Raw genomic sequence first — 25,397 nt, forward strand, 5'->3', positions numbered from 1 at the left:
CCCCGCCCCAAGTGATCTTGCCCCGAACCTTCTTCTACCGCCCCGCCACCCGGTCCGCGATCCGCGCCAGCCGCGACGATCCGGCCGCGTGGCGCTCTGTCTCCCGTCGGTCCGCCGCCCGGTACGTCGCGTACATGCCCTGCACCCCCAGCCACCGCAGCGGCTCCGGTTCCCACCTGCGGACCTTGTGGCCGACCCACGGAAGACCGGTCAACTCGGTGCCGCCCACCTCCCCCGAGTCGAGCCGCACCAGGTCCCGCAGCGTCCGGGCCGCCAGGTTCGCGGTCGCCACGCCCGAGCCCACGTAGCCGCCCGCCCAGCCGAGACCCGTCGCCCGGTCCAGGGTCACCGTCGCGCACCAGTCGCGCGGTACGCCCAACACCCCCGACCAGGCGTGTTCGACGCGCACCCCGGCCAGCGCCGGGAAGAAGTCGACGAGGATCCCGCGCAGCGCCCGGGCCGTCTCGGGCTGGGTCCGTCCGTCGTTGTCCGTGCGCGAGCCGAAGCGGTACGGCACCCCGCGCCCGCCCAGCGCGATCCGGCCGTCGGCCGTGCGCTGGGCATACATGTAGGCGTGCGCCATGTCGCCCAGCGCCTCGCGCCCCTCCCAACCGACCGCCGCCCACTGCTCCTCCGTGAGCGGTTCGGTGGCGATCATCGAGGAGTTCATGGGCAGCCAGGTCCGCTTCTCGCCCTTCAGCGCGGCCGTGAAACCCTCCGTGCAGCGCAGCACGTACCGCGCCCGCACGGTCCCGTACGGCGTCACGGCGCGCCCGGCGACGATCTCCGTCACCGGCGTCGACTCATGGACCGTCACCCCCAGCCCCTCGACGGCCGCCGCCAGCCCCTTCACCAGCTTCACCGGGTGCACGCGCGCGCCGTGCGGGGTCCAGCTCGACCCCACGGCCCCCGCGACCCGCACCCGCTCGGCGCTCTCCCGGGCGCCGTACAGCTCGCGGTCCCGCTCCCCGTACGACAGCTCGTGCGCATGGAAGTCCTTCAGGCGGGCCAGCTGCGCGGGGGTCCGGGCCACCTCCAGCACCCCGCCCTTGTGGACGTCGGCGTCGAAGCCCTCCTCCGTCACCACCCGGACGACCTCGTCCACCGTCTCGTTCATCGCCCGCTGGAGCCGTACGGCGGCCTCGTGGCCGTGCAGAGCGGCGTACCGGTCGCGGCCCGCGATGCCGTTGTACAGCCAGCCGCCGTTGCGCCCCGAGGCTCCGTATCCGCAGAACCGCTGCTCCAGGACGGTGACGTCGAGGAAGGGCGCTGCCTTCTTGAGGTAGTACGCCGTCCACAGCCCCGTGTACCCGCCGCCGACGATCACGACGTCGGCGGACGCGTCACCGGCGAGCGGCTCCCGCACCGCCGGAAGACCGTCGTCCGCGTACCAGAAGGAGATGCCGCCATTGACGACGCCACGCACCGCACCGCTGCTCATGGCCGGACGCTAACTCGGCGGCACGCCCACTGTCTCCTTCGGATTCCGCACACTTTCGCGCCCCCTGACCAGCGGATAGCACGCGAGCCCGATGAATACGGAGACGAAGTGCCCGAAGTCGGTGAAGGTCGGCCCGGCGGTCATCGGCACGGTGTAGAAGACGAGGACGACCGCGAGATACCCGTACCGCCACGGCGGACGGATCCGGAAGACGAGCACCGCGACCGCCCCGGCCAGCGCGTAACTCACGCCCACGTCCAGGGTGTTGACCGACGACTGCGGCGCGATCCCGTCCTTGATCGCCTTCGCCAGCGCGCCCTCGCTGATCAGCGTCGCCAGCACGTGCGCGGCCACGCACACCAGCAGCCAGCGCGCGGTCCCCAGCCAGCGCTCCACCTGGGCGTGGAAGACGGAGTACAGCGCCACGTACGGCAGCCAGTGGCCGCCGTCGATCCACATCGCGCTGGCGACCAGCACCCGCACCGGATGCCGGGACAGCTCATGGATGTTGGTGGACCGCTGGCGCAGGAACTCCTGTTCGAACTCCGGTGACATGTGGTGCAGGGCGACCGTGGTGACGAACAGGATCGCCAGCCACACGTACGTGCCGGGCGCGCTGCGGACGTACGCCCACACCGCCCGCCGGACCCCGGACACTCCCCTGAGCCGTTTCACGCAGCCCAGTATCGTCCGGGAGGTGATCGACATTCCGGTCACAATGGTGACAGAACAGGTAAAGATCGACGGCGCGGCGGGGCGGGCGTCCATCGCAGGCCTGCCGGACCTGGCGCGGGAGTTCCCCGACCACTGGGAGCTGCGGGTCGACGGTCCGTCCATGCACGGGGTGAGCGCGCTCGTCCTGCCGGTGGTGGACCCCACCGACGGCGGCAGCGCCGTACTCGGACCCCAGATCCCGGACGAGGAGAGCGCCGTCGAGCCGGTCGCCCTGCGGATCTGGAACGGCGACCACGCCGTCCGGCTGCCACGGCACGACGGAGGATCCGACGGGCCGACGGGCCGACGGGCCGACGGGCACGATGCTCCTCGCACGCCTCGACCCGGCCCGCATGCTGTCCCACGTCGAGGACGTCCACGAGGCGGTGCCGGCCATCGCCCGACGCGCGGTGACGCTTCGACGCGATGACCGGCGTCCTGGGGCCGGACCGGGAGCGGGCGCCGGCCTGGACCCTCGGGCGGGTGGTACAGGACTGCCTGCGGAAGACCGAGGACGGACGGCCACCGGAGGCGGAGCGACCGGAGATCGCCCGCCTCCGGCGCAGCCCCTGAGACCACCGGCCGACGACGTCAGCCGCCGGCTTCCTCCCGGACGAAGCCGGCGAAGCGGTCGGCGAACTCCGCGCTGACGTAGAGATTGCCGCCGTTCTGCACGAACAGGTCGAGGTGTTCCTCCAGCCAGTTCGTGAACACCGGGCCCGTGCGGTGGTCGTCGAAGGCCTTACGGTCCTTCCACGCACCGAGGAAGATGATCTCGTTCTCGGTGGGCGGGGGCAGGGAGCCCTCCACGATCGAGGTGTGCAGGCAGTACATGTAGGTGTCGGGCTCGTACTTCTCGGTCTGCAGCACCAGTTCCTTCAGCGCGGTGACGGCCTCCTCCCGCTTGCCCTCGACATGCCACCACTTCGTGACGATGGAGATCACCGGCGCTGCTCCCTCATGTGGTCGATGCCCTGCCGCAGCTTGGTCCGGGCGTCCTCGGTCGCCGCGTAGTAGAACCGCGGGCACAGCGTCTGCCCCGGGTGGGCCGGGCTCGGCGTGCGCATCAGGGCGACGGCCATCTTCTTCAGTCCGTACATGCCGTGGACGGCGAGCGGCAGTGCGTCCCCGAGCCTGACGCCCCCGTCCGCGAGCTCGTTCGGGACCTCCTTCTTCTGCCCCGAGAAAGCCAGGTAGAGGTCGTCGACGAGCCGCGTGTACGCCAGGTCGAACTCGTTCAGCGCGGCGCCCTCGGGACCGCCCACGGTGTCGCCGTTGATCGCGATGTGCACCGCCGGCTGCACGGCGTCGTAGTCGACCAGCAGCATCGCACCCTCGGGCTCCTGGTTCGCCAGCTGGTCGCTGCGGAAGAGGCGGCCCGTCTGGAGCTCACGGAAGCGGACATAGTGGGAGTACATCTGCCAGCCGTTGCGCAGCCGGTCGTCGTCGGTGACCGTCTTGGCCTCCGCCCCCAGCTTCGCCGGGTCCAGGCCCTCGCCCTCGTCGACGATCTTCTTGATCGCCTTGCGGGCGGTGTCGCGGTCCCTCACCTCGACCACGTTCCCGGCGCCGCCGTAGTACTGGCTGTCCGGCACCTGGTTGACGTACCGGAAGGCCGAGTCCGGACAGATGTCCTTGTCGGCCAGGGCCGTGAGGACCGCCTCGTAGAACTCGCCGATGGTGGCGTAGGCGCACGTGCCCAGCGGGATCTCGGAGGACTTGGCCGCACCGTGCAACGGGTGCTCGATGGCCACGAACCCCGCCACGGCCTGCGGCGAGAGGGGACCCAGCCTGAGCGTCCCGATGCCGGCGATCAGCGGACTGTCGAGCGGGTACACCGGCACCGGACTGATCCGCTTGCCGCGGAAGTCGACGCCCGCGGGGCTCGGCACCTGCCCGAGCGCGTTGAGGACGTTGGCCGCGAGGGTCATGTGGAGCATCTCCTCCATGACCACACTGCGGATCGTCTGCGCCGCCTCGGTGTTGGTGCCCTCCTTGATGGAGTAGAGCGCGGTGAGATAGACGGGGATGGTGCTGAGCTCCAGGCCGACGGCCAGCTGAAGGGCGGCCTTCAGCTCGTCGAGGTTCAGGATCCGTTTCGTGTCGGTCACTTCTGGTCCGCCTTCCTGCTCAGGTTCTCCGCGATGTGGTCGCCGGTGCGGATGGCCAGCGCGGTCATGGTGAGCGTCGGGTTGGAGGTGCCCAGCGTCGGCATGCTGCCGCAGCCGACGACGTACAGGTTCGGCAGGTCGTGGCTGCGCTGGTGGGTGTCGACGACCGAATTCCACGGGTCGTCGCCCATCCGGTGGGTGCCGACGACGTGCCCCGCGCCGCGCACCCAGTAGGTCACCCCGTCGTGCTCCACGGCCGCCGCGTCGTCCGCGTCGTAGTGGGTGTAGTCGCCCGGCTCGTAGACGGGCCGCCTGACCGGGTTGGCGATGCCCAGCGCCGCGAACAGCTGCCTGCTCGCCTCCGCCGCCCACGGCAGCGCCGACTTCACGTAGTCCGAGAGGTCGTACTGGATGACCGGGCGGTTCTTGCCCAGCCGGTCCCGGTAACGGTCGTCCACGGTGACGCGGTTGGTCGCCTCGGGGTCCTGCTCCAGCTCCCAGGCGATCCGGAACTGACGGGGCAGGATGGCGCCGAGCGTGTCACGCAGCTCCTTGCCCCACATCCGGGCCTGCCCGTCGGTACCCCCGCCGACCAGGTCGTGGACGGTGTCGTACGGGGCGTTCTCCGGGAAGTTCCAGCCCCAGTTGCCGATCTCCACCCGGAACGCGGTGCGCTCCTTGCGGAACTCCCCGTCCCGGAAAGCGGCGATGCCGGACGTGGACCCCGGGCCCCGGTAGGCGCCCGCGTTGTCCTCGAGCAGGCCCCAGGTCAGCAGCAGCGGATGGTCCATCAGATTCCTGCCGACCTGCCCGCTGTTGTTGGCGGCTTCGGAGGCGAGCAGCAAGGTGGCGTTCTCGATGGCGTTCGCGGCCAGCACATAGGTGCCCGCGGTCACCGTGTGCGGCACCGCCGGGGTGCCGTCCTCGTAGTACGTCTTGTAGGTGAGACCGGTGACCGTGCCCTTCTTGCCCTTCTCCTGGGTGTGCTCGACGCTCATCACCACCGACTGGCTGCGCACGGTGACGACGGCCCTGGGCTTCTCGCCCTTCTTCAGGGGCCGGTCGGGATACTTGACGATCAGGTCGTAGAGCGTCTTGAGCGCGTTGTACTTGGCCTGGGCCGGACAGATCGGGATGCAGCTGGAGTTGCCCTCGCAGCGGGTCCCCCGGTCGGCGTTGCCGACGGCGCCCACGACCTGGTAGTCCGGCTTGGTCGGGGTGGAGTTGCGGGCCACAGGGGTGTTGGTGACCCTGACGGGGAAGGTGTGGGTCTTGTTGTCGTCGTCCTTCAGCTCGACGGTCAGGTCTGCGCACAGCTTGGCCATGTAGTCGTCGAGGTAGCTGGAGGGGATCTCCTCCATCGGGAAGAGGTACCTCCCTTTCCGCATCTTCTTCTCGTCGGCGGACTCGAAGTACTTCTCGACGTTCTTGATGGGGTAGTACTGGTGCTCCACGTTCGCCGAGACGCCGATGATGTCCCACTCGGCCCGCTCGTAGTACGGCTTCAGGTCCGTGTACTCCAGCGGCCAGTCGACCCCACGCCCGTACTTCGTACGCATCTGGAAGTCGTTGGGAAGCATCCGCAGACAGGTGCCGAGCCAGTGCAGGGTGGTGCCGCCCAGCGAGCGCGCGTAGTCGCTGCCGAAGGGCATCGGGCCCTTCTGGACGAAGTACCCCTTGTCGCTGGGCACTTCGGCGATGTCGAGGACATCCGGCTGCGGCGCCGAACGGCTCGCCGGATACGGGGAGTTGGGCACCTTGATCGGCGCCTCCTGGTACGCCTCGACATAGGTGTCGTACTTGTCGGCGCTCATCGCCGTGGCCCGGCCGGCCTCCAGGATGAGGATCCGCGGGTACACGGGCGGCGTCTGGGCCGCGGCCTTCTCGACGACCGTCTTGGCGACGGTCGCCGTGGCGATGCCGCCGCCGACGAAGACGATGTCGTAGTCCGGGCTCTGACCGTCGACGGTCGTACCGTCAGGGAGCTCGGGGATCCCGGGGGTGTCGGGGGTGTCGGGGGTGTCGGGGGTGTCGGGGGTGTCGGGGGTGTCGGGGGTGTCGCTCATGGCGCTTTCCTCGGGCTCAGGAGATCAGGGTCGGCGGCTCGGCCCACGAGCCGAAGCCCGGCGGCTTGGCGCCCATCGGATGGGCCCCGGCGGCAGTCCACACCAGACCCTCGCGGTAGCCCTGGGCGGAGACGACGTGCTCGACGTCGTCCGCGGTCGAGCCGTTGTCGTCGCGGTAGTCACCGGCCAGCGGATACCAGCTGCCGAGATACCAGAGCTTGATCAGGCTGACGACGACCGCCGCGAAGCGCGGATTCTCGATGACCTTCTGCTCGAGGGCCGCGTCGCCGCTGCCCACCCGCCGGTCGTCGGCGAGGGCCTCGGCCGCGTACCGGAACAACTGCCCGGCCTCGCGCTCGCCGATGATCCGCAGCAGCGTGTCGTAGTAGGTGTCGATCATGCCGGTGCCGGCCAGCTCCGCCCGGTCGAAGCCGGTCAGCCGGACGGAGAGGTCGGTGAAGATCTGTTTCGGGGTGGGGGGCTGGGCGCCTTCGGACATACGGGTACTCCCGTGCAGGATGTGCGGTGCGTGCGGTGGACGCGAGGGACGCAAAGAGGTCAGACGAAGGTGCGGTTCAACGGGCTGAGGTCCAGCGGGCGCGAGACGTCCGGCTCGAAGGCCGAGTCGACCGACTGCTGGAAACGGAAGAAGCCGTTGGGATCGGCGACCTTCTTGATCCGCTTGAGCTTCTCCAGGTTGTCGCCGTAGTAGGCCGTGGCCCAGCCCTTCTGGAGCGGGTCGATGTAGTTGACGTAGGCACCATGGAACTCGGAGCTCAGCGCCTCACCGAAGTCGTACGCCCACTCGACGTTGGCCCGGGTCCGGGCCGGGTCGTTCCAGATCGCCTTGAGCTCGAACACGTACCGCTTGTCGCGGTGCGGGTAGGGGCCCTGCCCGCGCAGAGCCTCGTCGTCGACCCTGCCCCGGCCGTGGGTCCACACCACGAAACTGTCCAGCGACGGCGCGGTGTCCATCATCTTCTGGACGGACCTGATCATCTCCGGCTTCCAGCCGAGGTCCCCGATCATCCCCGAGCGGATGTACGCCAGCCGGTCGCCGACCAGCGTGGACCTGCCGATGGTGGACTCCAGCGTCGGCAACGGCATCGAGTGCAGCCGCACGTCGAACGGATCGAGCTTGAGCATGTCCTTCAGCTGCTCGACACCCTCGGCGTACTCGCCGTTGAACACCGGCGTGATCCGGAAGAAGGGAATCTTCCGGGTGGGCTCGGCCGGATCCACGTCGTACCCGACGTACCCGTAGGCGGCCATCGCGCGCGGGGCGGCCTTGGCCCACGCGTCGTACCTGGCAATGACCTCCTCGGCCCGCTTCAACGGGAACGAGAGCTGACCGCCGAGCACGGTCTTCGCCGCCGGCGCGTGCAGCTGCAGGGTCATCTCCACGGCGACCCCGAAATTGCCCCCGCCCCCGCCCCGGCAGGCCCAGAACAGGTCCCGGTCGTCCGGGTCGAGGGCATCGTCCGCCAGCACACGCGTCATGCCCGTGGCGTCGACGAGCTTGATCCGGGTGACGTTGTCACTGCCGAGCCCGTACGACCGGGAGACGAAGCTGTAGCCGCCGCCCTGGAGGAACCCCGGCAGCCCCACGGTAAGACAACCACCGCCGACCGGGATCAGCGAAGTGCCGCTGTCCGCGACGAACTTGTACACGTCCGCCCAGGTGGCACCCATCTGCACGGTCAGCAGCTTCTGATCCTTGTCCAGCCGCATACCCTTCATCAGCCCGAGATCCAGGACGATCCCGCCCCGGTTCAGGCAGTACCCGGCAGCGCTGTGACCGCCACCGCGCACCGTCATGGGCAACCCGGTCCGCTGGGCGAAGTCGACCGCCAGACAGACGTCGAGCTCCGAATTGGCCCGCACGACATACGCCGGGGGCGTACGGGTACGGCCGTTGTCGATCGCCACGACCTTCGCGTACTCGGCACTGCCCGGCTCGCAGACATAGCCGCTCAGACTCCGGGCCAGGTCGTTCACTGCAGAACGAAGATCGACCACGATCAGGCCTCCACCAGCTCGCCGAACGCCTTCAGAGCACTGAGACTCGGCACGAAGAAGTACTCACCGCCCCGCATGAACGTCCACTGCCCGACGCGCTTCTTGAAGAAGAAGTCCACCACCGGTGGCGGAAACCGGGAGAAGTCCAGCTCATTGCGCGCGCCGTACTGCTTGGGCCAGCGCTGCTCGACGGCCTCCTCACGCTTCTTGCCGTCCTTCAGCGTGCCGATCACCGGGTCGAGCCCGCTGCCGCCCCGCAGGAACACCTCGTTGTTCGACCACGCCGCCTGAATGAACTCGAACTGGTCGGCGATGCTGCTCTGCGCACACAGGAACAACAACCCGACCTTGTCGTCCCTGCCCGGCTTCAGGGTCACCTTGCCGAAACTGATGCCCCGACGGGCGATCCGCTGCGCCCGCTCCTGAGTCAGCGGCGTCCCGAACTGGCGCTGCTTGTCGCCCCGCGGGTTCGTCTTGCGGACATGCGCCGTGAACGGACAGCGGACGCCGTCGACGTCGGCGTCGTAGCTGAAGTTGTTCGGCAGATCACCCAGACCCGCCACCTCCCGGTCCACCACCGGCGTCCCGTCCTGGAACCGGCCGACCATGTACGCACCCGCCAGCGCGACGTCCTCGGGCAACACCTCGGACGACTTCGGGCGGGCGAACCGGGCGATCTCCGCGGCGAGGGCCTTCTCGTCCTCACGGAAGCCCTGCACGTCCTGCTCCAGCTTGCGGTACACGAAATACGAGCCGTACGCCGTGTCGTCGTCACCCCCCGGATCCGGAACCAGCACCTGATCGAGCGGAGCGCTGGGGTCGTACTCGTCGATACCGCCCTGCCGCGTCCGGGCCTCACCGATGTCACGGGCGAAGAACAGCGGCTGGCTGATCCCGTCGACGAAACCGAAGTGCTCACGAACGGGCGCGGACGGATCCTCCTCGCCCTTCGCGTTCAGGCGCATGGCGGCGCCGGTCTCCTCGGCCGGCACGACCCCGAGCTCCGCGAGCTCCAGCTTCAGATCCTTGACGAGGCCCTCCAGCCGCTCCTCCACATCGTCGGCGACGATCACCAGAGCGTGCAGCGTGGCCTGGAACTTCTCCTCCCAGTCCTTCGCGGGCGGGTCGTTGAGGAAGTCCGCCCGCGCCTTGGCCCCGGCGATGAAGGACGGGTCGTCGGGCGTGCTGTCGTCGCCCAGCTTGAGGTCCCGGTACGCGGCGGACGAGAGCATCACCCCGACGAAGGGCTCGCTGGCCGACTCGAGCAGCGCCCGATGGTCCGCCACCGAGATCGCGCCGTTCGCGCGCAGCGTCGCCTGCATGTCCCGGTAGGACTTCGCCTCGTCCCACTGCTGAAGGGCCGAGGTGACCAGCTCCTCCTCGACCAGCTCGGCCAGCCACTCCCTGGCCTGCTTCCGCTGCTCGGCGGTGTCGGTCTTGAAGGTGATGAACAGGTGGCGGCTGTGGTCCCGCCCGTGGCTCTTGAGGATGTTGCCCTGGATGTCGTCCAGGGCATCCCTCAGGGCTTCTCGTGTGTTGCGGGTCGGCGGGACCTCGGGGTTGTCCGGATCAATGGCCGTTTGTTTCAGATCGATTGCCATACCACCCTAATTCGCCCGAAAAGAGGCACGCGTAACCGCGACGACATGCATGCCTTCTGCATATGCGGGGGACATGGAAGCGTCTCGACGTGCACATATGGACAGCAAGGAGAGGTTTGCGTATGCCGGCGGCATTCACCCACCCGGACCAGCGACGGCCACAGCAAACCCGCCATCCGGGCGAACTCCGACGAACATCCGACCGGACGCGAACCGTCGGTCGCACAGAGGAGCGACGGACAGGGGCGGACCAGGGCGACGCGCCCCGCCAAGCGGTCGCGGGGGCGGTCCGGCCGGCAGACCACGTACACGCCGCTCGATGCCGTCCCGGAAGGGCCGGACCACCTCGCCCCGGGAAGCGATCACCGCCGACGACCGCACCCTGGCCGATCACTTCCAGCCCTTGTTTCGATATCTCTCTATGTTGACGTCCTTCGATTCAAGGCGCAAGCTTGCATCAAGGAACGTCAATACAAGCAGTTCCGGTAAGGAGTGCGGTCATGAACGAGCAGCAGTCCGCCGACTTGCGCGAAACCGTCCGCCGGCGGTACGCCGCAGCGGCCGTGCAGGTCACCGAGGGCAGCACCACCTGTTGCGGCCCGCAGCCCGTCGAGGTCGACGAGAGCTTCGGCTCCACCCTCTACCCCGCCGACGACCGCGACACCCTCCCCGCGGAGGCCATCGCCGCCTCCCTCGGCTGCGGCAACCCCACCACCGTCGCCGAACTGCACGAGGGCGAGCGGGTCCTGGACCTCGGCTCCGGCGGCGGCATCGACGTCCTGCTCTCCGCCCGCCGCGTCGGCCCGACGGGAAAGGCGTACGGGCTGGACATGACCGACGAGATGCTGGCCCTGGCTCTGGCCAACGCCGAGAAGGCGGGCGCGACGAACGTGGAGTTCCTCAAAGGCACCATCGAGGCGATCCCGCTGCCCGCGAACACCATCGACGTGGTGATCTCCAACTGCGTGATCAACCTGTCCGTCGACAAGCCGGCCGTCTTCGCCGAGACCTACCGCGTCCTGAGGCCCGGCGGCCGCATCGGCATCTCCGACATCGTCGCCGACGACACCCTCACCCCCGCCCAACGCGCCGAACGCGGCGACTACGCCGGCTGCATCGCGGGCGCCCTGTCCTTCACGGAGTACCGCACAGGCCTCGAAGCCGCGGGCTTCACAGACATCGAGATCACGCCGAGCCACCCGGTCGCGGACGGGATGCACTCGGCGACGGTCCGGGCCACAAAGCCGATGGCGGTGGACGGGGCCCCACGAGTGTCATGAGTGCCGGGAACGCAGAGGTCCTCTCACTCTTTGAGCGAGAGGACCTCTGACCTGGTGTTTTCCAGAGCCCCCTGTCGGATTCGAACCGACGACCTGATCATTACAAGTGATCTGCTCTGGCCATCTGAGCTAAGGAGGCATCGCGCACTACAACGCCGCACGCAAAGGCGGCTCTACTTTACACAGCCCCCGTTTCCCCAAACCACGAAGTTCTCGACTCCGCACGATTCGAAAACTGTGCGTAACCATCCGTGCACCCGTTCGTTGATCGGTCTGACGTGCTGTTCCGAAGATCGGATCGTCAGGGAGGGGTTCATGGGGAAGACCGCGGAGAAGGCGGAGAAGCCGACGCCGGAAGCGGTGAAGGGCGAGGAGACCGAGCGCATCAAGCGCGAGGTTCTCGTCTCTACGCGCTGATCACGGACGTACGCAGGGACATGCTGGACCAGTTGACCACCCGCCTCGTGCGCGAGAACCAAGTGCTCGTGGTGGAGGACCTGTCCGTCGCAACCCTGTCGCGCGCGGGGCGTGGCAAGGGGAGGCGGCGGAAGGCGAAGCTGAACCAGGCGATCCTGGACGCGAGTTGGGGTGAGCTGTTGCGGCAGCTCCGGTACAAGTGCGAGTGGTACGGGCGGGAACTGGTGGTCGTGGACCGCTTCTTCCCGTCGACCCGCCGCTGCTCGGCGTGTCAGGCCGTGGGGCAGAGGCTGGATGTCTCGGTCCGGCGGTGGACCTGTTCCGGGTGTGGGGCAGTCCATGACCGTGATGTGAATGCCGCTGTGAACCTCCGGGACGAGGGTCTACGGCTGCTGGCCGCGTAGGAGCGGCCGATGCGGTACGGACCGACGGGCCGTCGGCCGGAAAGCCTGTGGAGCCCACGTAAGACCGACCATGCGCAGCTCGCAGAGCTGTGTGTGATCGGCGGCGGGCGGTGAAGCAGGAATCAAGGTCAAAAGTGAGTTGCTCTGCCCCGTTCGAAAATTTCCGCGAAGTTCACATGCCTCCAGGTGCTGACAGATCCGGCGAACGCGAGGTAGCGTCCTGAGCCAGTTCACTCGTGTGGACTACACCACCACCTTCCTACAACGGATCGTCCGGCACGTTCCTGCCGGTAGAAGGGGGCCTTCGAGCCATGGCCACTGTCACTTTCGACAAGGCGACCCGGGTGTACCCGGGTTCCACCAAGCCCGCCGTCGACGGACTCGACATCGAGATCGCGGACGGCGAGTTCCTCGTCCTGGTCGGTCCGTCCGGTTGCGGCAAGTCCACCTCGCTCCGGATGCTCGCGGGGCTCGAGGACGTCAACGGCGGTGCGATCCGCATCGGTGACCGTGACGTCACGCACCTGCCGCCGAAGGACCGGGACATCGCCATGGTGTTCCAGAACTACGCGCTCTACCCGCACATGACGGTCGCCGACAACATGGGCTTCGCGCTCAAGATCGCCGGAGTCAACAAGGCGGAGATCCGGCAGAAGGTCGAGGAGGCCGCGAAGATCCTCGACCTCACCGAGTACCTGGACCGCAAGCCGAAGGCCCTCTCCGGTGGTCAGCGTCAGCGTGTCGCGATGGGCCGTGCCATCGTGCGTGAGCCGCAGGTCTTCCTCATGGACGAGCCGCTGTCCAACCTGGACGCCAAGCTCCGTGTGTCGACGCGTACGCAGATCGCGTCGCTGCAGCGCCGTCTCGGCATCACCACCGTGTACGTCACGCACGACCAGGTCGAGGCGCTGACGATGGGTGACCGTGTGGCGGTCCTCAAGGACGGTCTGCTCCAGCAGGTCGACACCCCGCGCAACATGTACGACAGGCCCGCCAACCTGTTCGTGGCCGGCTTCATCGGTTCTCCGGCGATGAACCTCGTCGAGGTGCCGATCGCGGACGGCGGTGTGAAGTTCGGCAACGCGGTGGTGCCGGTGCAGCGTGACGCGCTCTCGGCCGCGACCGACAAGACGGTCACCGTCGGTGTCCGCCCCGAGCACTTCGATGTGGCCACCGGCGTCGAGAAGGGCCTCGCGGTCGTCGTGAACGTGGTCGAGGAGCTCGGCTCGGACGCCTTCGTCTACGGCACCGCCAAGGTCGGCGACGAGTCGAAGGACCTCGTGGTGCGTGTGGGCGGCCGTGACGTCCCGGAGAAGGGCAGCACGCTGCACGTCGTCCCGCGCGCGGGCGAGACCCACGTGTTCTCGACGTCGACGGGCGAGCGTCTGTCGGACTGACGGCGAAGGATTAAACCCGGGTGATTCACCCGGGTTGACGAAAAAGGCCCCGCAGCCTGCTGCGGGGCCTTTTTCTCGCGTCCGCAAGAACCCTGACACAGCGGACATTTCGACGGGGGCCCGTCAACCCCTTACCCAAAAAGGAGCAGGGCTTCATCCCCCGTACGAGTGACTCAATGTCGCCGCATCATTACCGCACGCTACCCTCTCACGCGTGAAGCACTCCGCGAACCACTCCACCACCCAGCGCACGCGCCGCGGCAGGGGCGGCCCAGCCCGCCGGATCGGCCGCTCGCTCGCCCTCGTCCTGCCCGTCGTCATGGTGCTCTCCGGGACCCTTGCGGTCACCCGGGTCAACTGGTCGGGGGACCCCTCGGATTCGGTGCTGACCGCTTCCGACGTCTCCGCCGCGCACCAGTCCTCGCAGCAAGCCGCCAAGGCCCCGCAGGACGTGCTGCGCGACCAGCTGCTGACCGAGCTCCAGGAGAGGGATCCGGGCGTCGCCCTGACCCACCTCCAGGCCGCCGTGAACGGCAAGCCGTCGCTGGCGAGGCACTGCGCCTCCATCGCCCGCGCCCTGGGCCGTGCGGCGGTCCGTGTGTACGGGCCCTCGCGGGCCCAGTCGTACGCCCGCCCGGTGTGCGACACGGCCTTCGCCTCGGGCGTCCTGGCGGCACACAGCTGAGGTTCCGGGGCCCTGAGGCCCCCTCCGGGCGTGCGGCTCCCCTCCCCCCGGGGGCCCTCCCCGTCCGCCTCCCCGGGGACCGGCCCCTCTGCCCGTCGGCCCCCGGGAGAGCCCCTCCCGCCGCCCGCCGGGGGAGCCGCACGCCCGGTGACGTGCGGCACGTACAGTGCGGGCATGACCGATCCGCACGCCGTGCCCCGCCCCACGCAAGCCGTCATCCTGGCCGGTGGCCAGGGGTCCCGGCTGCGCCCGTACACCGACGACCGGCCCAAGCCGATGGTCGAGATCCCCGGCACGGGGACGCCGATCATCGGCCATCAGCTCGGCTGGCTCGCCGAGGAGGGCGTGACCGACGTCGTCGTCTCCTGCGGCCATCTCGCCGAGGTCCTCCAGGACTGGCTGGAGTCGGCCGACCTGTCCGTCAAGGTCACCACCGTCGTGGAGACCGAGCCCCTGGGCCGTGGTGGCGGCCTGAAGTACGCGGCCGCCCACCTTCCCCACCCCGACCGGCCCTGGTACGCCACCAACGGCGACATCTGGACCCGCTTCTCGCTGCGCGAGATGGCCGACTTCCACACCGAGCGCGACGCCGTGGCGACCCTCGCGTTGGCGCGCCCGCGCATTCCGTGGGGGGCGGTGCAGACGGACGGGTTCGGTCACATCACCGACTTCATCGAGGCGCCGCACACGACGTACGAGATCAACGCGGGCGTGTACGTCTTCTCGCCGGAGTTCGCGGGACTGCTGCCCGCGCGCGGGGACCATGAGCGGACGACGTTTCCGCATCTCGCCCGCGAGCGGCGGCTGGCCGGGTTCCCGATCCCGCAGGGGGCGTACTGGCGGGCGATCGACACGGCGAAGGACCTGACGGAGGCGGCGAAGGAACTGGCGGCGGCTCGTCGCTGACAGTCGCTCCGCGGGAAGGGCCGTCTTGAGACCGCGGGTCCGCTGTGGCTGGTCGCGCCCACGCGGCGGAGCCGCATGTCGAACACAGCCCCGCGCCCTTGAAAAGCCTTGGGGGCCCCGCGCGCTTGATCAGCGCGCGGGGCCCCCTCGCCGTACGGGCCTGCGAGCCTGGCCGCTACCCGAGCAACCCGCCCACCAGGCCCGGCTGGCCCGACGACGACGAGCCGTTGCCGTCGGATCCGCCGCCCGAACCGCCGGAGCTGCTCGACGAGCCGCCGGACGTGGGGCCGGAGCTGGTGGAGGGGGCCTGCTCCTCCGGGATGGACTGCTCGGGTGGGGCCTGTCCCGCGGTGCCCTGGGTCTGGCTGGGGGCGCCGACGCCGGCCGTGCCCGGGTCCTTGGCCTCGGAGGGATCGCTGTCCGTGCCTGCCGTCGGCGCCGCCGAGGTGGCGCCCTGGGTGGGCGAGGTGGACGCGGAGGGCTCCCGGGAGGCCTTGTGCGTGCCGGACTTCTCCGGGAGTGGGGAGCCGGGCATCTCGTTGCGCGGGGGTTCGCCGGGGCCGGGGACGATCACCCGGTCGGCGTCGCGGACGGCGCCGCCGAGCAGCGAGCCGACCAGCAGTGTGAGTCCGACGACGATCGCGGTGACCAGGGCTCCGCGGCGCAGGACGTAGCGGCGCAGCTCCCACAGGTCGGAGCGCGGGCCGAGTCGGCGCCAGGCGCCTGCGGCGAGGCGGCCGTCGACCGAGTAGACGGGGGCGCCGGCGATGATCAGCGGCGACCAGGCGGCGAGGTAGATGATGTGGGGGGTGTCGTAGACCGGGACGGTCTTCCAGCTGACGGTGACGATGAGCGCGGCGGAGAGTCCGGCGCCGACGACCGCGGTGACCCGCTGCCAGCAGCCGAGGACGGTGAGGACGCCCACGACGACCTGGAGGAAGGCGATGACGAGGCCGGAGCCGACGGGGTGGTGCAGGGCGAACTGGCGCAGTGGCTCGGCGACTTCCCACGGGTGCAGGGTGTTGAGCCACTTCACCATGGAGCCGCGCTTGCCGCCGTCGAAGTAGACGGGGTCGCACAGTTTGCCCATGCCGGCGTAGATGGAGATGAAGCCGAGGAAGATGCGGAGCGGGAGGAAGACCACTCCCAGGTTCATGCGGCGGCCGGGATAGTAGGCGTGTCGGGCGGGGTCGTCGCCCTGCCGCCGGCTGCGCGGGCCCTGGTGCTGGTACGGGTCCTGGTCCTGGTCCGGGTCGGGGCCGTCGTCGGCGTCCCCGAAGTCCTCGAACTGGGCGTCGTCGTAGGCGGGTTCGTCGTAGGGGGGTTCGCCGTAGACAGGTTCGCCGTAGACGGGTTCGTCGTAGACGGGTTCGCCGTAGACGGGTTCGTCGTAGGCGCTGCCGACGGTGCGCATGTTCGGCAGGAGGCGGTGCTCGCCGGCGGCGGGGGCGCGCTGGGCGCCGACGACGGGGGTTTCGAGGGTCTGTGCGGCGAGGTCGCCGCCGTAGCCCCTGTTGTCCACGCCGACGCGGGGGATGACCTGGGTGGCTCCGGCGTCGGCCGTGGGCGGTTCGCCGTGGCCGACGCTGCCTGCCCGCACGGCCTGCAGCAGTCGGTGGGCGCCGGTGTCGTCCGGGGCGGACTTGCCGCTCCAGACGACGGCCCGCCGACGGCCACCGACAGCGGCGCCCGCTCTGCCCGCCGCCCCGACGACGGGGATGCGCGCGGTGTCATCGATGGCGCTCGCGTGCCGGGCGATCCGCGGGGATTGGTTTCGCCGCGCCGACGCGCCCAGCTGCACGCGGAAGCTCGCGTGGCTGACGATGATCTGCGCCGGATCGCTCGGCACCTTCACCATGCTCAGCGCGGGAGCGTCGTCGAATCCCGACGAGCGGTCCCCCGTGGGAGTGCGGGGTGTTCTGGTGTCCACACTCATCTAACCGAGTGACGTGTGTTTAGGACACTGCTTTGACCCGCCGGATCTGTCCGGACTCCGTCAAGGTTGCACTACTCGCCGGGATTAACCCCTTCGGGTGAACTTACGGACGCCCGTTCAGGAGCACGCCGAGCCTCCCCGAGCCGACCCGACCCGCCTCCGTCAGGCCCTGCGCCGAGCCGCCTCGTAGAGCACGATGCCTGCCGCCACACCGGCGTTGAGGGACTCCGCGCCACCCGGCATCGGGATCCGCACCCGGTAGTCGCAGGTCTCGCCGACCAGGCGCGAGAGGCCCTTGCCCTCGCTGCCGACGACGATGACGAGGGGGCCGTCCAGAGCCGCCAGTTCGCCGACCTCGTGCTCGCCGTCGGCGGCCAGGCCGACCACGACGATGCCGGCCTTCTTGTAGGCCTCCAGGGCGCGCGTGAGGTTGGTGCAGCGGGCGACCGGGGTGCGGGCGGCCGTGCCGGCGGACGTCTTCCAGGCGCCGGCCGTCATACCGGCCGCGCGGCGCTCGGGGACGACGACGCCGTGGCCGCCGAAGGCGGAGACGGAGCGGACGACGGCGCCCAGGTTGCGCGGGTCGGTCACGCCGTCGAGGGCGACGATCAGCGGGTCCTCGCCGTCGTCGTAGGCGGCCGCGGCCAGGTCCTCGGGGTGCGCGTACTCGTACGGCGGGACCTGGAGGACCAGGCCCTGGTGGTTGAGGCCGTTGGTCATGCGGTCCAGCTCGGGGCGCGGGGCCTCCATGAGGTTGATGCCGCCGCGCTCGGCCGCGAGCTGGAGCGCCTCGCGCACCCGCTCGTCGTTGTCGATGAACTGCTGGACGTAGAGCGTGCTCGCGGGCACGCCCCCGCGCAGCGCCTCGACGACCGGGTTGCGGCCGACGACCATCTCGGAGGTGCCCTTGCCGCCCCGGCCGCGCTGGACGGGCCGGCGCACGGCCTGCTTCGCCTTGGCGCCGGCGATGCGGTTCTTCTTGTGGCCCTTGCGCATCTCGGCGGGCGGGGTCGGACCCTTGCCCTCCAGGCCTCGGCGCCGCTGGCCGCCACTGCCGACCTGCGCGCCCTTCTTGCCGGACATGCGGCGGTTGTTGGCTGCCATGAGTTACTCGTCTCCGTGAGCTTCGTACGTGCGTGCGTCTTACTACTGCTTGCTGCGTCTTATGCAGTGTGCCGCCCGGGAGGCCGGGCGGCACACTCGATCAAGATGCGGGCTAGCGCGGGCCGAGGCTCCAGCGCGGGCCCTGCGGGCCGTCTTCGATGGCCAGGCCGGACTGGGTCAGCTGGTCGCGGATGGCGTCCGCGGTCGCCCAGTCCTTGCGTGCGCGGGCCGACTCGCGCTGGTCGAGGACGAGCCGTACGAGACTGTCGACCACGCCGTGCAGGTCCTCACCCCGGCTCTCCTCGCCGGCCCAGTGGGCGTCGAGCGGGTCCAGGCCGAGCACGCCGAGCATGGCGCGGACCTCGGCGAGGCGGGCCACCGCGGCTTCCTTGTCGTCGGCGGCGAGCGCCGAGTTCCCCTGTCGTACCGTCGTGTGCACGATGGCCAGGGCCTGCGGGACGCCCAGGTCGTCGTCCATCGCCTCGGCGAAGGCGGGCGGTACCTCGGCCGCCGGTTCGACGACTCCCCCGGCCTTCTCGACGACGCGCTGCACGAACCCCTCGATCCGCGCGAACGCCGACTCGGCCTCGCGCAGCGACTCCTCGCTGTACTCGATCATCGAGCGGTAGTGCGGGGTGCCGAGGTAGTAGCGCAGCACGATCGGACGCCACTGCTTGACCATCTCGGAGACGAGGACGGAGTTCCCGAGGGACTTCGCCATCTTCTCGCCGGCGATCGTGACCCAGGCGTTGTGCAGCCAGTACCGGGCGAACTCGTCGCCGTAGGCCTTGGCCTGGGCGATCTCGTTCTCGTGGTGCGGGAAGATCAGGTCGAGGCCGCCGCCGTGGATGTCGAAGGCGGAGCCCAGGTACTTGTGGGCCATCGCCGAGCACTCCAGGTGCCAGCCGGGACGGCCGCGGCCCCACGGGGTCTCCCAGTCGGGCTCGCCCGGCTTGGTCGCCTTCCACATCGCGAAGTCGCGTGGGTCGCGCTTGCCGGTGATGCCCTCCTCGGAGGGCTGGCGCAGGTCGTCGAGGTCCTGGTTGGACAGCTCCAGGTACCCGGGGAAGGACCGCACGTCGAAGTAGACGCTGCCGTCGGCCTCGTAGGCGTGGCCGCGCTCGATGAGGCCGCGCATCATCTCGATCATCTCGGGGACGTGCCCGGTGGCGCGCGGCTCGTAGGTCGGCGGCAGGCAGCCGAGGGCCTGGTAACCGTCGTTGAACGCACGCTCGTTGTCGTAGCCGATGGACCACCAGGGGCGGCCCTGGTCGTGCGACTTGGCGATGATCTTGTCGTCGATGTCGGTGACGTTGCGGATGAACGTGACGTCGTAGCCGCGGTACTCGAACCAGCGGCGCATGATGTCGAAGTTCAGGCCCGAGCGGATGTGCCCGATGTGCGGGGCCGCCTGCACGGTGGCGCCACAGAGGTAGATCGAGACACAACCCGGCAGGAGCGGGGCGAAGTCACGGATCTGCCGGGCGCTGGTGTCGTACAGGCGAATGGTCACCACTCCAGGGTAGTGGGCGCGGGGCAGTGCCCCGAGCCCGTTCCCCCGAGGGCCACACATTCGTGACATGCGACGGCAACGGCATATGTCAGGCAGTGCGGACGACGAGGGCGGTGGCGACCGCCATCAGCCCCTCGTCCCGCCCGGGGAAGCCGAGCCCGTCGGTCGTCGCGCCCGACACCGACACCGGGGCTCCCGCCGCCTCCGACAGGATCTTCTGGGCCTCGTCGCGCCGCTTGCCGATCTTGGGGCGGGGGCCGACGACCTGTACGGCGATGTTGCCGATGCCGAAGCCGGCCGCGCGGACGATCCGGGCGGCCTCCGTGAGCAGGGTGACGCCCGAGGCGCCGGACCACTCGGGGCGCCCGGTGCCGAAGTGCCGGCCCAGGTCGCCGAGTCCGGCGGCGGAGAAGAGAGCGTTGCAGGCGGCGTGCGCGACGACGTCCGCGTCGGAGTGCCCTGCCAGGCCGGGCCCCTCGTCCTCCCACTTCAGGCCCGCGCACCACAGTTCGCGGCCCGCTTCGAAGGCGTGGATGTCGGTCCCGATGCCGACCTGGGGAAGCAGTACCCCTTCGAAGGGCGTCTCAGAAGCCATCGTTGAGCCTCCTGCGGGCCAGGACCGCCTCGGCGAGGACCAGGTCGAGCGGGCGGGTGACCTTGAAGGCCTCCTCGTGGCCGGGCACGACCATGACCGTCAGACCGAGCTGCTCGACCATGCTCGCGTCGTCGGTGACGTTGTCCGTGACCGTCTCGTGGGCCCGGATCAGGGTGGACCGGTCGAATCCCTGCGGGGTCTGGACGGCGCGGAGGCGGGCGCGCTCGGGGGTGGCGACGACCGGCTCGGGGTCGCCGGGGGTCACGGCCGGCTCGACCTCCTTGACGGTGTCCGCGAGCGGCAGCGCGGGGACGACGGCCGGGGCGCCCTCGCGGACGGCCTCGATCACGGCGTCCACCGTGTCCACGGGGACGAGGGGCCGGGCGGCGTCGTGCACGAGGACGATGTCGTACTCCGGCGGCAGCGCGTCCAGGCCCAGCTTCACGGACTCCTGGCGGGACTCGCCGCCGGGGACGACCAGGAAGTCGGTGCGGTCGGGCAGCGCGTGCGCGTCGAGCAGCGACTTGACCTCGGCGGCGCCGTCCGGCGGGGCCACGACGACGACCAGGGAGACGGCGCGGGAGGCGGCCAGGGCGCGCACGGCGTGGATCAGCATGGGCGTGCCGCTCAGCGTGCGGAGCGCTTTGGGGGCGCCCGGACCGAGGCGGACACCCCGGCCGGCGGCCGGAATCACCGCGGCCGTGCGGGCGGGCGCGGGGGAAGGACGCGAATCGTCAGACATCGGTTCCTGTCAGGTTTGTGTGCTGGCCTGGCGTGGGTATGGCCTGGGAAGTGCCGGGCGCGACGCCCTGACCGGACCCTTCCGTGACGTACCGGTCGAGGCAGCAGCCCGGGCCCGGCACACCCAGTATCGAAGTACAGGGAAGTACCGGCGGCCACCCCTGGGGGCCCGTGGGGGTCGGTGGTAGAGGTGGGGCGTGCGGCGGTGTCCGAGCGCGAACATGCCGCAGCGCCCGGCGACGGGAAATACGTCATCGGGCACCGCGGCATTTCAGTGTTCTTCAGTGTGCTGAGGCCGGTGTCGAGCCGGCGTCAGGACGCGAGAACCTCGTCGAGCAGGGCCTCGGCCTTGTCCTCGTTGGTGTTCTCCGCGAGAGCGAGCTCACTCACCAGGATCTGGCGAGCCTTGGCGAGCATGCGCTTCTCACCGGCGGAGAGTCCGCGCTCGCGCTCACGACGCCACAGGTCACGTACGACTTCCGCGACCTTGATGACATCGCCGGAGGCGAGCTTCTCCAGATTTGCCTTGTAACGACGCGACCAGTTCGTGGGCTCCTCGGCGTACGGCGCGCGCAGCACCTCGAAGACCCGGTCCAGCCCGTCCTGACCGACCACATCACGCACGCCGACGAACTCCGCATTGTCCGCTGGCACACGTACCGTCAGGTCACCCTGGGCGACCTTCAGCACCAAGTAGGTCTTGTCCACGCCTTTGATCTGGCGAGTTTCGATGGCCTCGATCAGCGCGGCCCCGTGATGGGGATAGACCACGGTGTCGCCAACCTTGAACGTCATGTGACAGGTACCCCTTCCGTGGCTATCCAGGGTAACACGGAAACTGCGGGTTCTGAATGGCGTTTTCGCAGGTCAGGGCATATCTCGGGGCTTGACAACAGCAACAGGAACGTGCTGCGGAGGGGCCGCGGAGGCAGGTATTCGCAGGTCGGAGCGGCTCTTCGAGGGGGGAGAAACGCGCACGTTACACACATCCGGAGGCCTGCGCGAGCGGCCGAACATCCACAAATGTCCGCTTCCAAGCGTGCGACTTCCGCTACTCCGTTCGGTGCGCGCGGCCGGATACGAGCCGTTTCCGGAATTGATCACCGGCTGTTCGACCGTGGGGGTGATCAATTCCGGGGATCGCCTCGTTTTCCTTCACGGAAAATCCGTGCGCGGGCGTCGACCGCGCTTATGTGAATGACGGACGAGGAGGCAGACGACTGGTGAAGCCAATGTGACTCACGGGTCACTCGTGGTGGTCGGGGCGGTGGTGACGAACACCGGCCAGGGCGCCCGTCGGGGCACGGGATCGCTCCAGAGGCGGGTCGGGTGCGGTGGCGCGGGAACGGCTCGGTAACCTGAGGCCGCTGACAGACCCTTAGGACGGCTTTGTTCAAAGGAAAAGCCGCCCGCGTGTTCAAGGAGTTGCCGCCGCCGTGAGCAGCAGCCTTCGACGCGGCGCCCTCGCCGCCTCCGCCATCGCGTTCTCGATCGCCTCGCTCGCCGCCTGTGGCGCCGGCCACGACTCCCAGACCCTGGAGATCAAGCCGGACAACGCCGCCACCGGCGTCGGCGACATCAAGCTGCAGAACGTTGTCGTCATCACCCAGCCCGACCTGAAGTCGACCGGTCCCGCCGTGATCTCGGCGACCGTCTTCAACAGCGGGGACCACGCCCAGACGCTGGACTCCATCACCGTCGACGGCATCGGCAAGGCCGCCGAGCTCAAGCCCGCCAAGGGCACCGGCAGGCTGACCGTCCCGGCCGGCGGCTCGGTGGTCATCGGCGGCGCGAACAACGCCTCCGCGGTCCTGCCGAGCAGCCGTGAGGCCGTCCAGGACGGCAACGCCCAGAAGGTCACCTTCACCTTCAGCGACACCGGCGAGATCAGCCTGCGTGCCTTCGTCGTCCCCGCCGAGAGCTACTTCTCCTCGTGGGGCCCGAGCGAGATCCCGACCGCCTCGCCGAAGCCGTCGGAGTCGACGTCCGGCAAGCCGTCGCCCTCCGGCAGCGCGTCGCCCTCCGGGACGGCGACCGGGGGCGGCACCACCGAGTCGGGTTCCCCGAGCCCGTCGGTGTCGGCGACCGGTCGCTGACCGACCCTGAAAACGTCCAGGGCGGGAACCGTGGTTGTCGGTTCCCGCCCTTGGCGGTCCTGAGCCTGGGCTCGAACTCTTGGCGCACCCCTCAAGGGGATTTCTGCTTCACCGCGTCGCGCCTGGATCGCTCCAGGTCTGACCAATGCTCCCCAGGCGTTCAGCCTCCCCGTCCACCCGACGGCGAGGGTCACCTACCGCAGCAGTTCGGCGGCTCAGGGTTCAAACTTGTAGCCGAGCCCCCGCACCGTCACCAGGTAGCGCGGCGCGCCGGGGTCGGGCTCGATCTTGGCGCGGAGGCGCTTGACGTGGACGTCGAGGGTCTTGGTGTCGCCCACGTAGTCGGCGCCCCAGACCCGGTCGATGAGCTGCATGCGGGTCAGGACGCGGCCCGCGTTGCGCAGCAGCATCTCCAGGAGGTCGAACTCCTTGAGGGGGAGGTCGACCTTGGAGCCGGAGACCGTCACCACGTGACGGTCGACGTCCATCCGGACCGGGCCGGCCTCCAGGGCCGCCGGGGTCACCTCCTCCGGCTCGCCTCGGCGGCGCAGGACGGCCCGGATGCGGGCGACGAGCTCGCGCGAGGAGAAGGGCTTGGTGACGTAGTCGTCGGCTCCTATCTCCAGGCCGACGACCTTGTCGATCTCACTGTCCTTGGCGGTCACCATGATCACGGGAACGTTGGAGCGGCCGCGCAGCTGACGGCACACCTCCGTGCCGGGCAGGCCCGGCAGCATCAGGTCGAGGAGCACGAGGTCGGCGCCGTTGCGCTCGAACTCGTCGAGTCCGTCGGGCCCCGTGGTCGCGACGGCGACCTCGAAGCCCTCCTTGCGGAGCATGTACGACAGGGCGTCGGAGAAGGACTCCTCGTCCTCGACGACGAGCACTCGGGTCACGGAAGGACCTCCGGGGCGGAAAGCGTCTGGTACGCGGTCGAATCGGGGGAAGAGGTGCGGGGTGGTGCCTGGGTCGGGTGGTGAGGGGCGTGAGGGGAGGAGTGGTCGACCTCGTCGAGGTCGTCGACGTCGTCGACCTCGTCCGGGTTCGGGTGCTGATGCGCGCGGTCGCGGGCCGCGCCCGCCTCCGGCAGCCGCAGGGTGAACGTGGAGCCCTGGTTCTCGGCGCTCCACACCGTGACCTCCCCACCGTGCGAGGCGGCCACGTGCTTGACGATCGCCAGCCCGAGGCCCGTACCACCCGTCTGGCGGGAGCGGGCCGGGTCGACGCGGTAGAAGCGCTCGAAGATGCGCTCCTTGTCCTTGTCGGAGATGCCGATGCCCTGGTCGGTCACGGCGATCTCAATCATGTCCCCGCCTGGCGCGGTCACTCTACGGGCGGCTATGCCGACGCGGGTGCGGGCGGGCGAGTAGTTGACGGCGTTCTCGACCAGGTTGCCGAGGGCCGCGGCCAGCTGGCCCCGGTTGCCGAAGACCCGCAGGTCGGCGGTGCCGCCCGCCCGTCGCCCACCACCACCCTGCTCGAGCCCTTCGGGCGCCCCCACACTCCAGGCCATGGTGATCTGCTTGGTGCCGGCCTGGTGCCGGCAGCGGTCGACGGCCTCGGCGACCAGTTCGTCGACGCCGACCGGCTCGGCGTCCTCGAGGGGGTCGTCGTTCTGGACCCTCGACAGGTCGATGAGCTCCTGGACCAGGCTGGTCAGCCGGGTGGCCTCGATCTGCATCCGGCCGGCGAACCGCTCCACCGCCTCCGGATCGTCCGAGGCGTCCATGACGGCCTCGGAGAGCAGGGAGAGCGCGCCGACCGGGGTCTTCAGCTCGTGACTGACGTTCGCCACGAAGTCCCGCCGCACCGCCTCGATACGACGGGCCTCGGTGAGGTCCTCGACGAGGAGGAGGACGAGCCGGGAGCCCAGCGGGGCGACTCTCGCGGACACGGCGAGGGCCTCGCCGCGCCCGGTCCCGCGCCGGGGAAGGTCCAGCTCGACCTGGCGTATCTCTCCGTCGCGTCTGGTGTCCCGCGCCATCTTCAGCATGGGCTCGACACTGAGCCGGCCGCCGCGGACCAGCCCGAGGGCGTACGCGGCGGAGCTTGCCTTGACGACGGCGTCGGCCTCGTCGAGCACGACGGCGGAGGAGCGGAGCACGGACAGGACGGTGTCCACTCCCGGCGGAAGCACCGGGTCCGTGTGCAGGGAGGTGCGCGTGGGGCGCTTCTGCTCCCGCTCGCTCCAGCGGAACGCCAGCATGGCGATGACACCGGTGAGCACCCCGGCGATCGCTGCCGCTGCGGCGACCGCCGCGTTCACGTCCATGCACCCAGGTTAGGCACGGGTTCCGTCCTGGCCACAGCCATCGAGGTGCGAGCTCGAACACTCGTCGCCCAGAGTTCACCTTGGAGCCAGTGGTGGTTC

At 69.7% G+C, this 25,397-nt stretch carries 24 protein-coding genes and 1 tRNA gene; 8 read left to right on the forward strand and 17 right to left on the reverse strand.

The genetic code is table 11. The annotated features are described in order from the left end of the window. Window positions 1-34: 34 nt before the first annotated feature. Both OG289_RS23640 and OG289_RS23645 read right to left on the reverse strand, forming a co-directional pair. Entirely contained in the window at window positions 35-1,441 is a 1,407-nt protein-coding gene (locus OG289_RS23640) for an NAD(P)/FAD-dependent oxidoreductase (protein WP_327316041.1), read from the reverse strand. A 9-nt stretch (window positions 1,442-1,450) separates the two neighbouring features. After that, window positions 1,451-2,149: a rhomboid-like protein gene (locus OG289_RS23645; RefSeq protein WP_327316042.1), complete on the reverse strand. Its 699-nt coding sequence runs from the start codon at window positions 2,147-2,149 to the stop codon at window positions 1,451-1,453. Here OG289_RS23645 and OG289_RS23650 point away from each other — a divergent pair. Together OG289_RS23650 and OG289_RS49730 are read left to right on the forward strand one after the other, a co-directional pair. Then, window positions 2,139-2,585: a hypothetical protein gene (locus OG289_RS23650; protein ID WP_442818943.1), complete on the forward strand. Its 447-nt coding sequence runs from the start codon at window positions 2,139-2,141 to the stop codon at window positions 2,583-2,585. The genes OG289_RS23645 and OG289_RS23650 overlap by 11 nt on opposite strands. Further along, complete coding sequence (locus tag OG289_RS49730; protein ID WP_442818944.1) at window positions 2,582-2,728, forward strand: hypothetical protein; 147 nt, start codon at window positions 2,582-2,584, stop codon at window positions 2,726-2,728. Before OG289_RS23650 ends, OG289_RS49730 begins: the two co-directional genes overlap by 4 nt. 18 nt (window positions 2,729-2,746) lie before the next feature. Here the strand turns inward: OG289_RS49730 and OG289_RS23655 are convergent, their stop codons facing one another. From OG289_RS23655 to OG289_RS23680, 6 genes are read right to left on the reverse strand one after another with little or no spacing between them, the layout of a single operon-like run. Next, window positions 2,747-3,100, reverse strand: coding sequence for a putative quinol monooxygenase (locus OG289_RS23655; RefSeq protein ID WP_327316043.1), 354 nt, complete (start codon window positions 3,098-3,100; stop codon window positions 2,747-2,749). Beyond that, window positions 3,097-4,266, reverse strand: a complete 1,170-nt coding sequence (locus OG289_RS23660; RefSeq protein ID WP_327316044.1) for a ferritin-like domain-containing protein — start codon at window positions 4,264-4,266, stop codon at window positions 3,097-3,099. Before OG289_RS23660 ends, OG289_RS23655 begins: the two co-directional genes overlap by 4 nt. Beyond that, the gene (locus tag OG289_RS23665) at window positions 4,263-6,332 is read right to left on the reverse strand and encodes a GMC family oxidoreductase (protein ID WP_327316045.1); all 2,070 of its coding nucleotides are present in this window, start codon (window positions 6,330-6,332) and stop codon (window positions 4,263-4,265) included. Before OG289_RS23665 ends, OG289_RS23660 begins: the two co-directional genes overlap by 4 nt. 16 nt (window positions 6,333-6,348) lie before the next feature. After that, the gene (locus OG289_RS23670) at window positions 6,349-6,831 is read right to left on the reverse strand and encodes a hypothetical protein (RefSeq protein ID WP_327316046.1); all 483 of its coding nucleotides are present in this window, start codon (window positions 6,829-6,831) and stop codon (window positions 6,349-6,351) included. 59 nt (window positions 6,832-6,890) lie between these two features. Beyond that, window positions 6,891-8,330 (reverse strand): FAD-binding oxidoreductase, encoded by a 1,440-nt coding sequence (locus OG289_RS23675; RefSeq protein WP_327316047.1) that lies wholly within the window; start codon window positions 8,328-8,330, stop codon window positions 6,891-6,893. A 23-nt stretch (window positions 8,331-8,353) separates the two neighbouring features. Then, window positions 8,354-9,952, reverse strand: a complete 1,599-nt coding sequence (locus OG289_RS23680; protein WP_327316048.1) for a Dyp-type peroxidase — start codon at window positions 9,950-9,952, stop codon at window positions 8,354-8,356. Between the two features lie 500 nt (window positions 9,953-10,452). Here OG289_RS23680 and arsM point away from each other — a divergent pair, with 500 nt between their 5' ends. Then, window positions 10,453-11,232, forward strand: coding sequence for an arsenite methyltransferase (arsM, locus tag OG289_RS23685; RefSeq protein WP_327316049.1), 780 nt, complete (start codon window positions 10,453-10,455; stop codon window positions 11,230-11,232). A 65-nt stretch (window positions 11,233-11,297) separates the two neighbouring features. Here arsM and OG289_RS23690 read toward each other — a convergent pair. Next, a tRNA-Thr gene (locus tag OG289_RS23690) sits at window positions 11,298-11,371 on the reverse strand. A 277-nt stretch (window positions 11,372-11,648) separates the two neighbouring features. On the opposite strand from OG289_RS23690, the gene OG289_RS23695 reads away from it, so the two are divergent. From OG289_RS23695 to OG289_RS23710, 4 genes are all read left to right on the forward strand, one after another. Further along, window positions 11,649-12,053, forward strand: a complete 405-nt coding sequence (locus OG289_RS23695; protein WP_442819097.1) for an RNA-guided endonuclease InsQ/TnpB family protein — start codon at window positions 11,649-11,651, stop codon at window positions 12,051-12,053. A gap of 311 nt (window positions 12,054-12,364) precedes the next feature. Next, a complete protein-coding gene (locus tag OG289_RS23700) occupies window positions 12,365-13,450 on the forward strand; it encodes an ABC transporter ATP-binding protein (protein ID WP_327316050.1) in 1,086 nt (361 codons plus the stop codon). A 214-nt stretch (window positions 13,451-13,664) separates the two neighbouring features. After that, window positions 13,665-14,135 (forward strand): hypothetical protein, encoded by a 471-nt coding sequence (locus tag OG289_RS23705; RefSeq protein WP_327316051.1) that lies wholly within the window; start codon window positions 13,665-13,667, stop codon window positions 14,133-14,135. Between the two features lie 174 nt (window positions 14,136-14,309). Further along, window positions 14,310-15,041: a nucleotidyltransferase family protein gene (locus OG289_RS23710; RefSeq protein ID WP_327316052.1), complete on the forward strand. Its 732-nt coding sequence runs from the start codon at window positions 14,310-14,312 to the stop codon at window positions 15,039-15,041. 175 nt (window positions 15,042-15,216) lie between these two features. On the opposite strand, the gene OG289_RS23715 is transcribed toward OG289_RS23710, so the two are convergent. From OG289_RS23715 to OG289_RS23740, 6 genes are all read right to left on the reverse strand, one after another. After that, window positions 15,217-16,977 (reverse strand): DoxX family membrane protein, encoded by a 1,761-nt coding sequence (locus OG289_RS23715; RefSeq protein WP_327316053.1) that lies wholly within the window; start codon window positions 16,975-16,977, stop codon window positions 15,217-15,219. Window positions 16,978-17,139: 162 nt separating this feature from the next. After that, a complete protein-coding gene (gene rlmB, locus OG289_RS23720) occupies window positions 17,140-18,081 on the reverse strand; it encodes a 23S rRNA (guanosine(2251)-2'-O)-methyltransferase RlmB (RefSeq protein ID WP_327316054.1) in 942 nt (313 codons plus the stop codon). A gap of 112 nt (window positions 18,082-18,193) precedes the next feature. Further along, window positions 18,194-19,594 (reverse strand): cysteine--tRNA ligase, encoded by a 1,401-nt coding sequence (gene cysS / locus OG289_RS23725; RefSeq protein ID WP_327316055.1) that lies wholly within the window; start codon window positions 19,592-19,594, stop codon window positions 18,194-18,196. A gap of 88 nt (window positions 19,595-19,682) precedes the next feature. After that, the gene (gene ispF, locus OG289_RS23730) at window positions 19,683-20,189 is read right to left on the reverse strand and encodes a 2-C-methyl-D-erythritol 2,4-cyclodiphosphate synthase (protein ID WP_327316056.1); all 507 of its coding nucleotides are present in this window, start codon (window positions 20,187-20,189) and stop codon (window positions 19,683-19,685) included. Then, entirely contained in the window at window positions 20,179-20,931 is a 753-nt protein-coding gene (ispD, locus tag OG289_RS23735; protein WP_327316057.1) for a 2-C-methyl-D-erythritol 4-phosphate cytidylyltransferase, read from the reverse strand. The genes ispF and ispD overlap by 11 nt, the downstream gene beginning before the upstream one ends. A gap of 311 nt (window positions 20,932-21,242) precedes the next feature. Next, on the reverse strand, window positions 21,243-21,725 hold the full coding sequence (locus OG289_RS23740) for a CarD family transcriptional regulator (RefSeq protein WP_003953493.1): 483 nt from the start codon (window positions 21,723-21,725) through the stop codon (window positions 21,243-21,245). 641 nt (window positions 21,726-22,366) lie between these two features. Here OG289_RS23740 and OG289_RS23745 point away from each other — a divergent pair. After that, window positions 22,367-23,026 carry a DUF461 domain-containing protein gene (locus OG289_RS23745; protein WP_327316058.1) on the forward strand — a complete coding sequence of 220 codons (660 nt, stop codon included), beginning with the start codon at window positions 22,367-22,369 and terminating at the stop codon, window positions 23,024-23,026. Window positions 23,027-23,241: 215 nt separating this feature from the next. Here OG289_RS23745 and OG289_RS23750 read toward each other — a convergent pair whose 3' ends face one another. Together OG289_RS23750 and OG289_RS23755 are read right to left on the reverse strand one after the other, a co-directional pair. Beyond that, complete coding sequence (locus tag OG289_RS23750) at window positions 23,242-23,922, reverse strand: response regulator transcription factor (protein ID WP_015659563.1); 681 nt, start codon at window positions 23,920-23,922, stop codon at window positions 23,242-23,244. After that, window positions 23,919-25,298 (reverse strand): sensor histidine kinase, encoded by a 1,380-nt coding sequence (locus tag OG289_RS23755; RefSeq protein ID WP_327316059.1) that lies wholly within the window; start codon window positions 25,296-25,298, stop codon window positions 23,919-23,921. The genes OG289_RS23750 and OG289_RS23755 overlap by 4 nt, the downstream gene beginning before the upstream one ends. Window positions 25,299-25,397 lie beyond the last annotated feature (99 nt).

This window comes from Streptomyces sp. NBC_01235 (assembly GCF_035989285.1).
GTDB lineage: Bacteria > Actinomycetota > Actinomycetes > Streptomycetales > Streptomycetaceae > Streptomyces.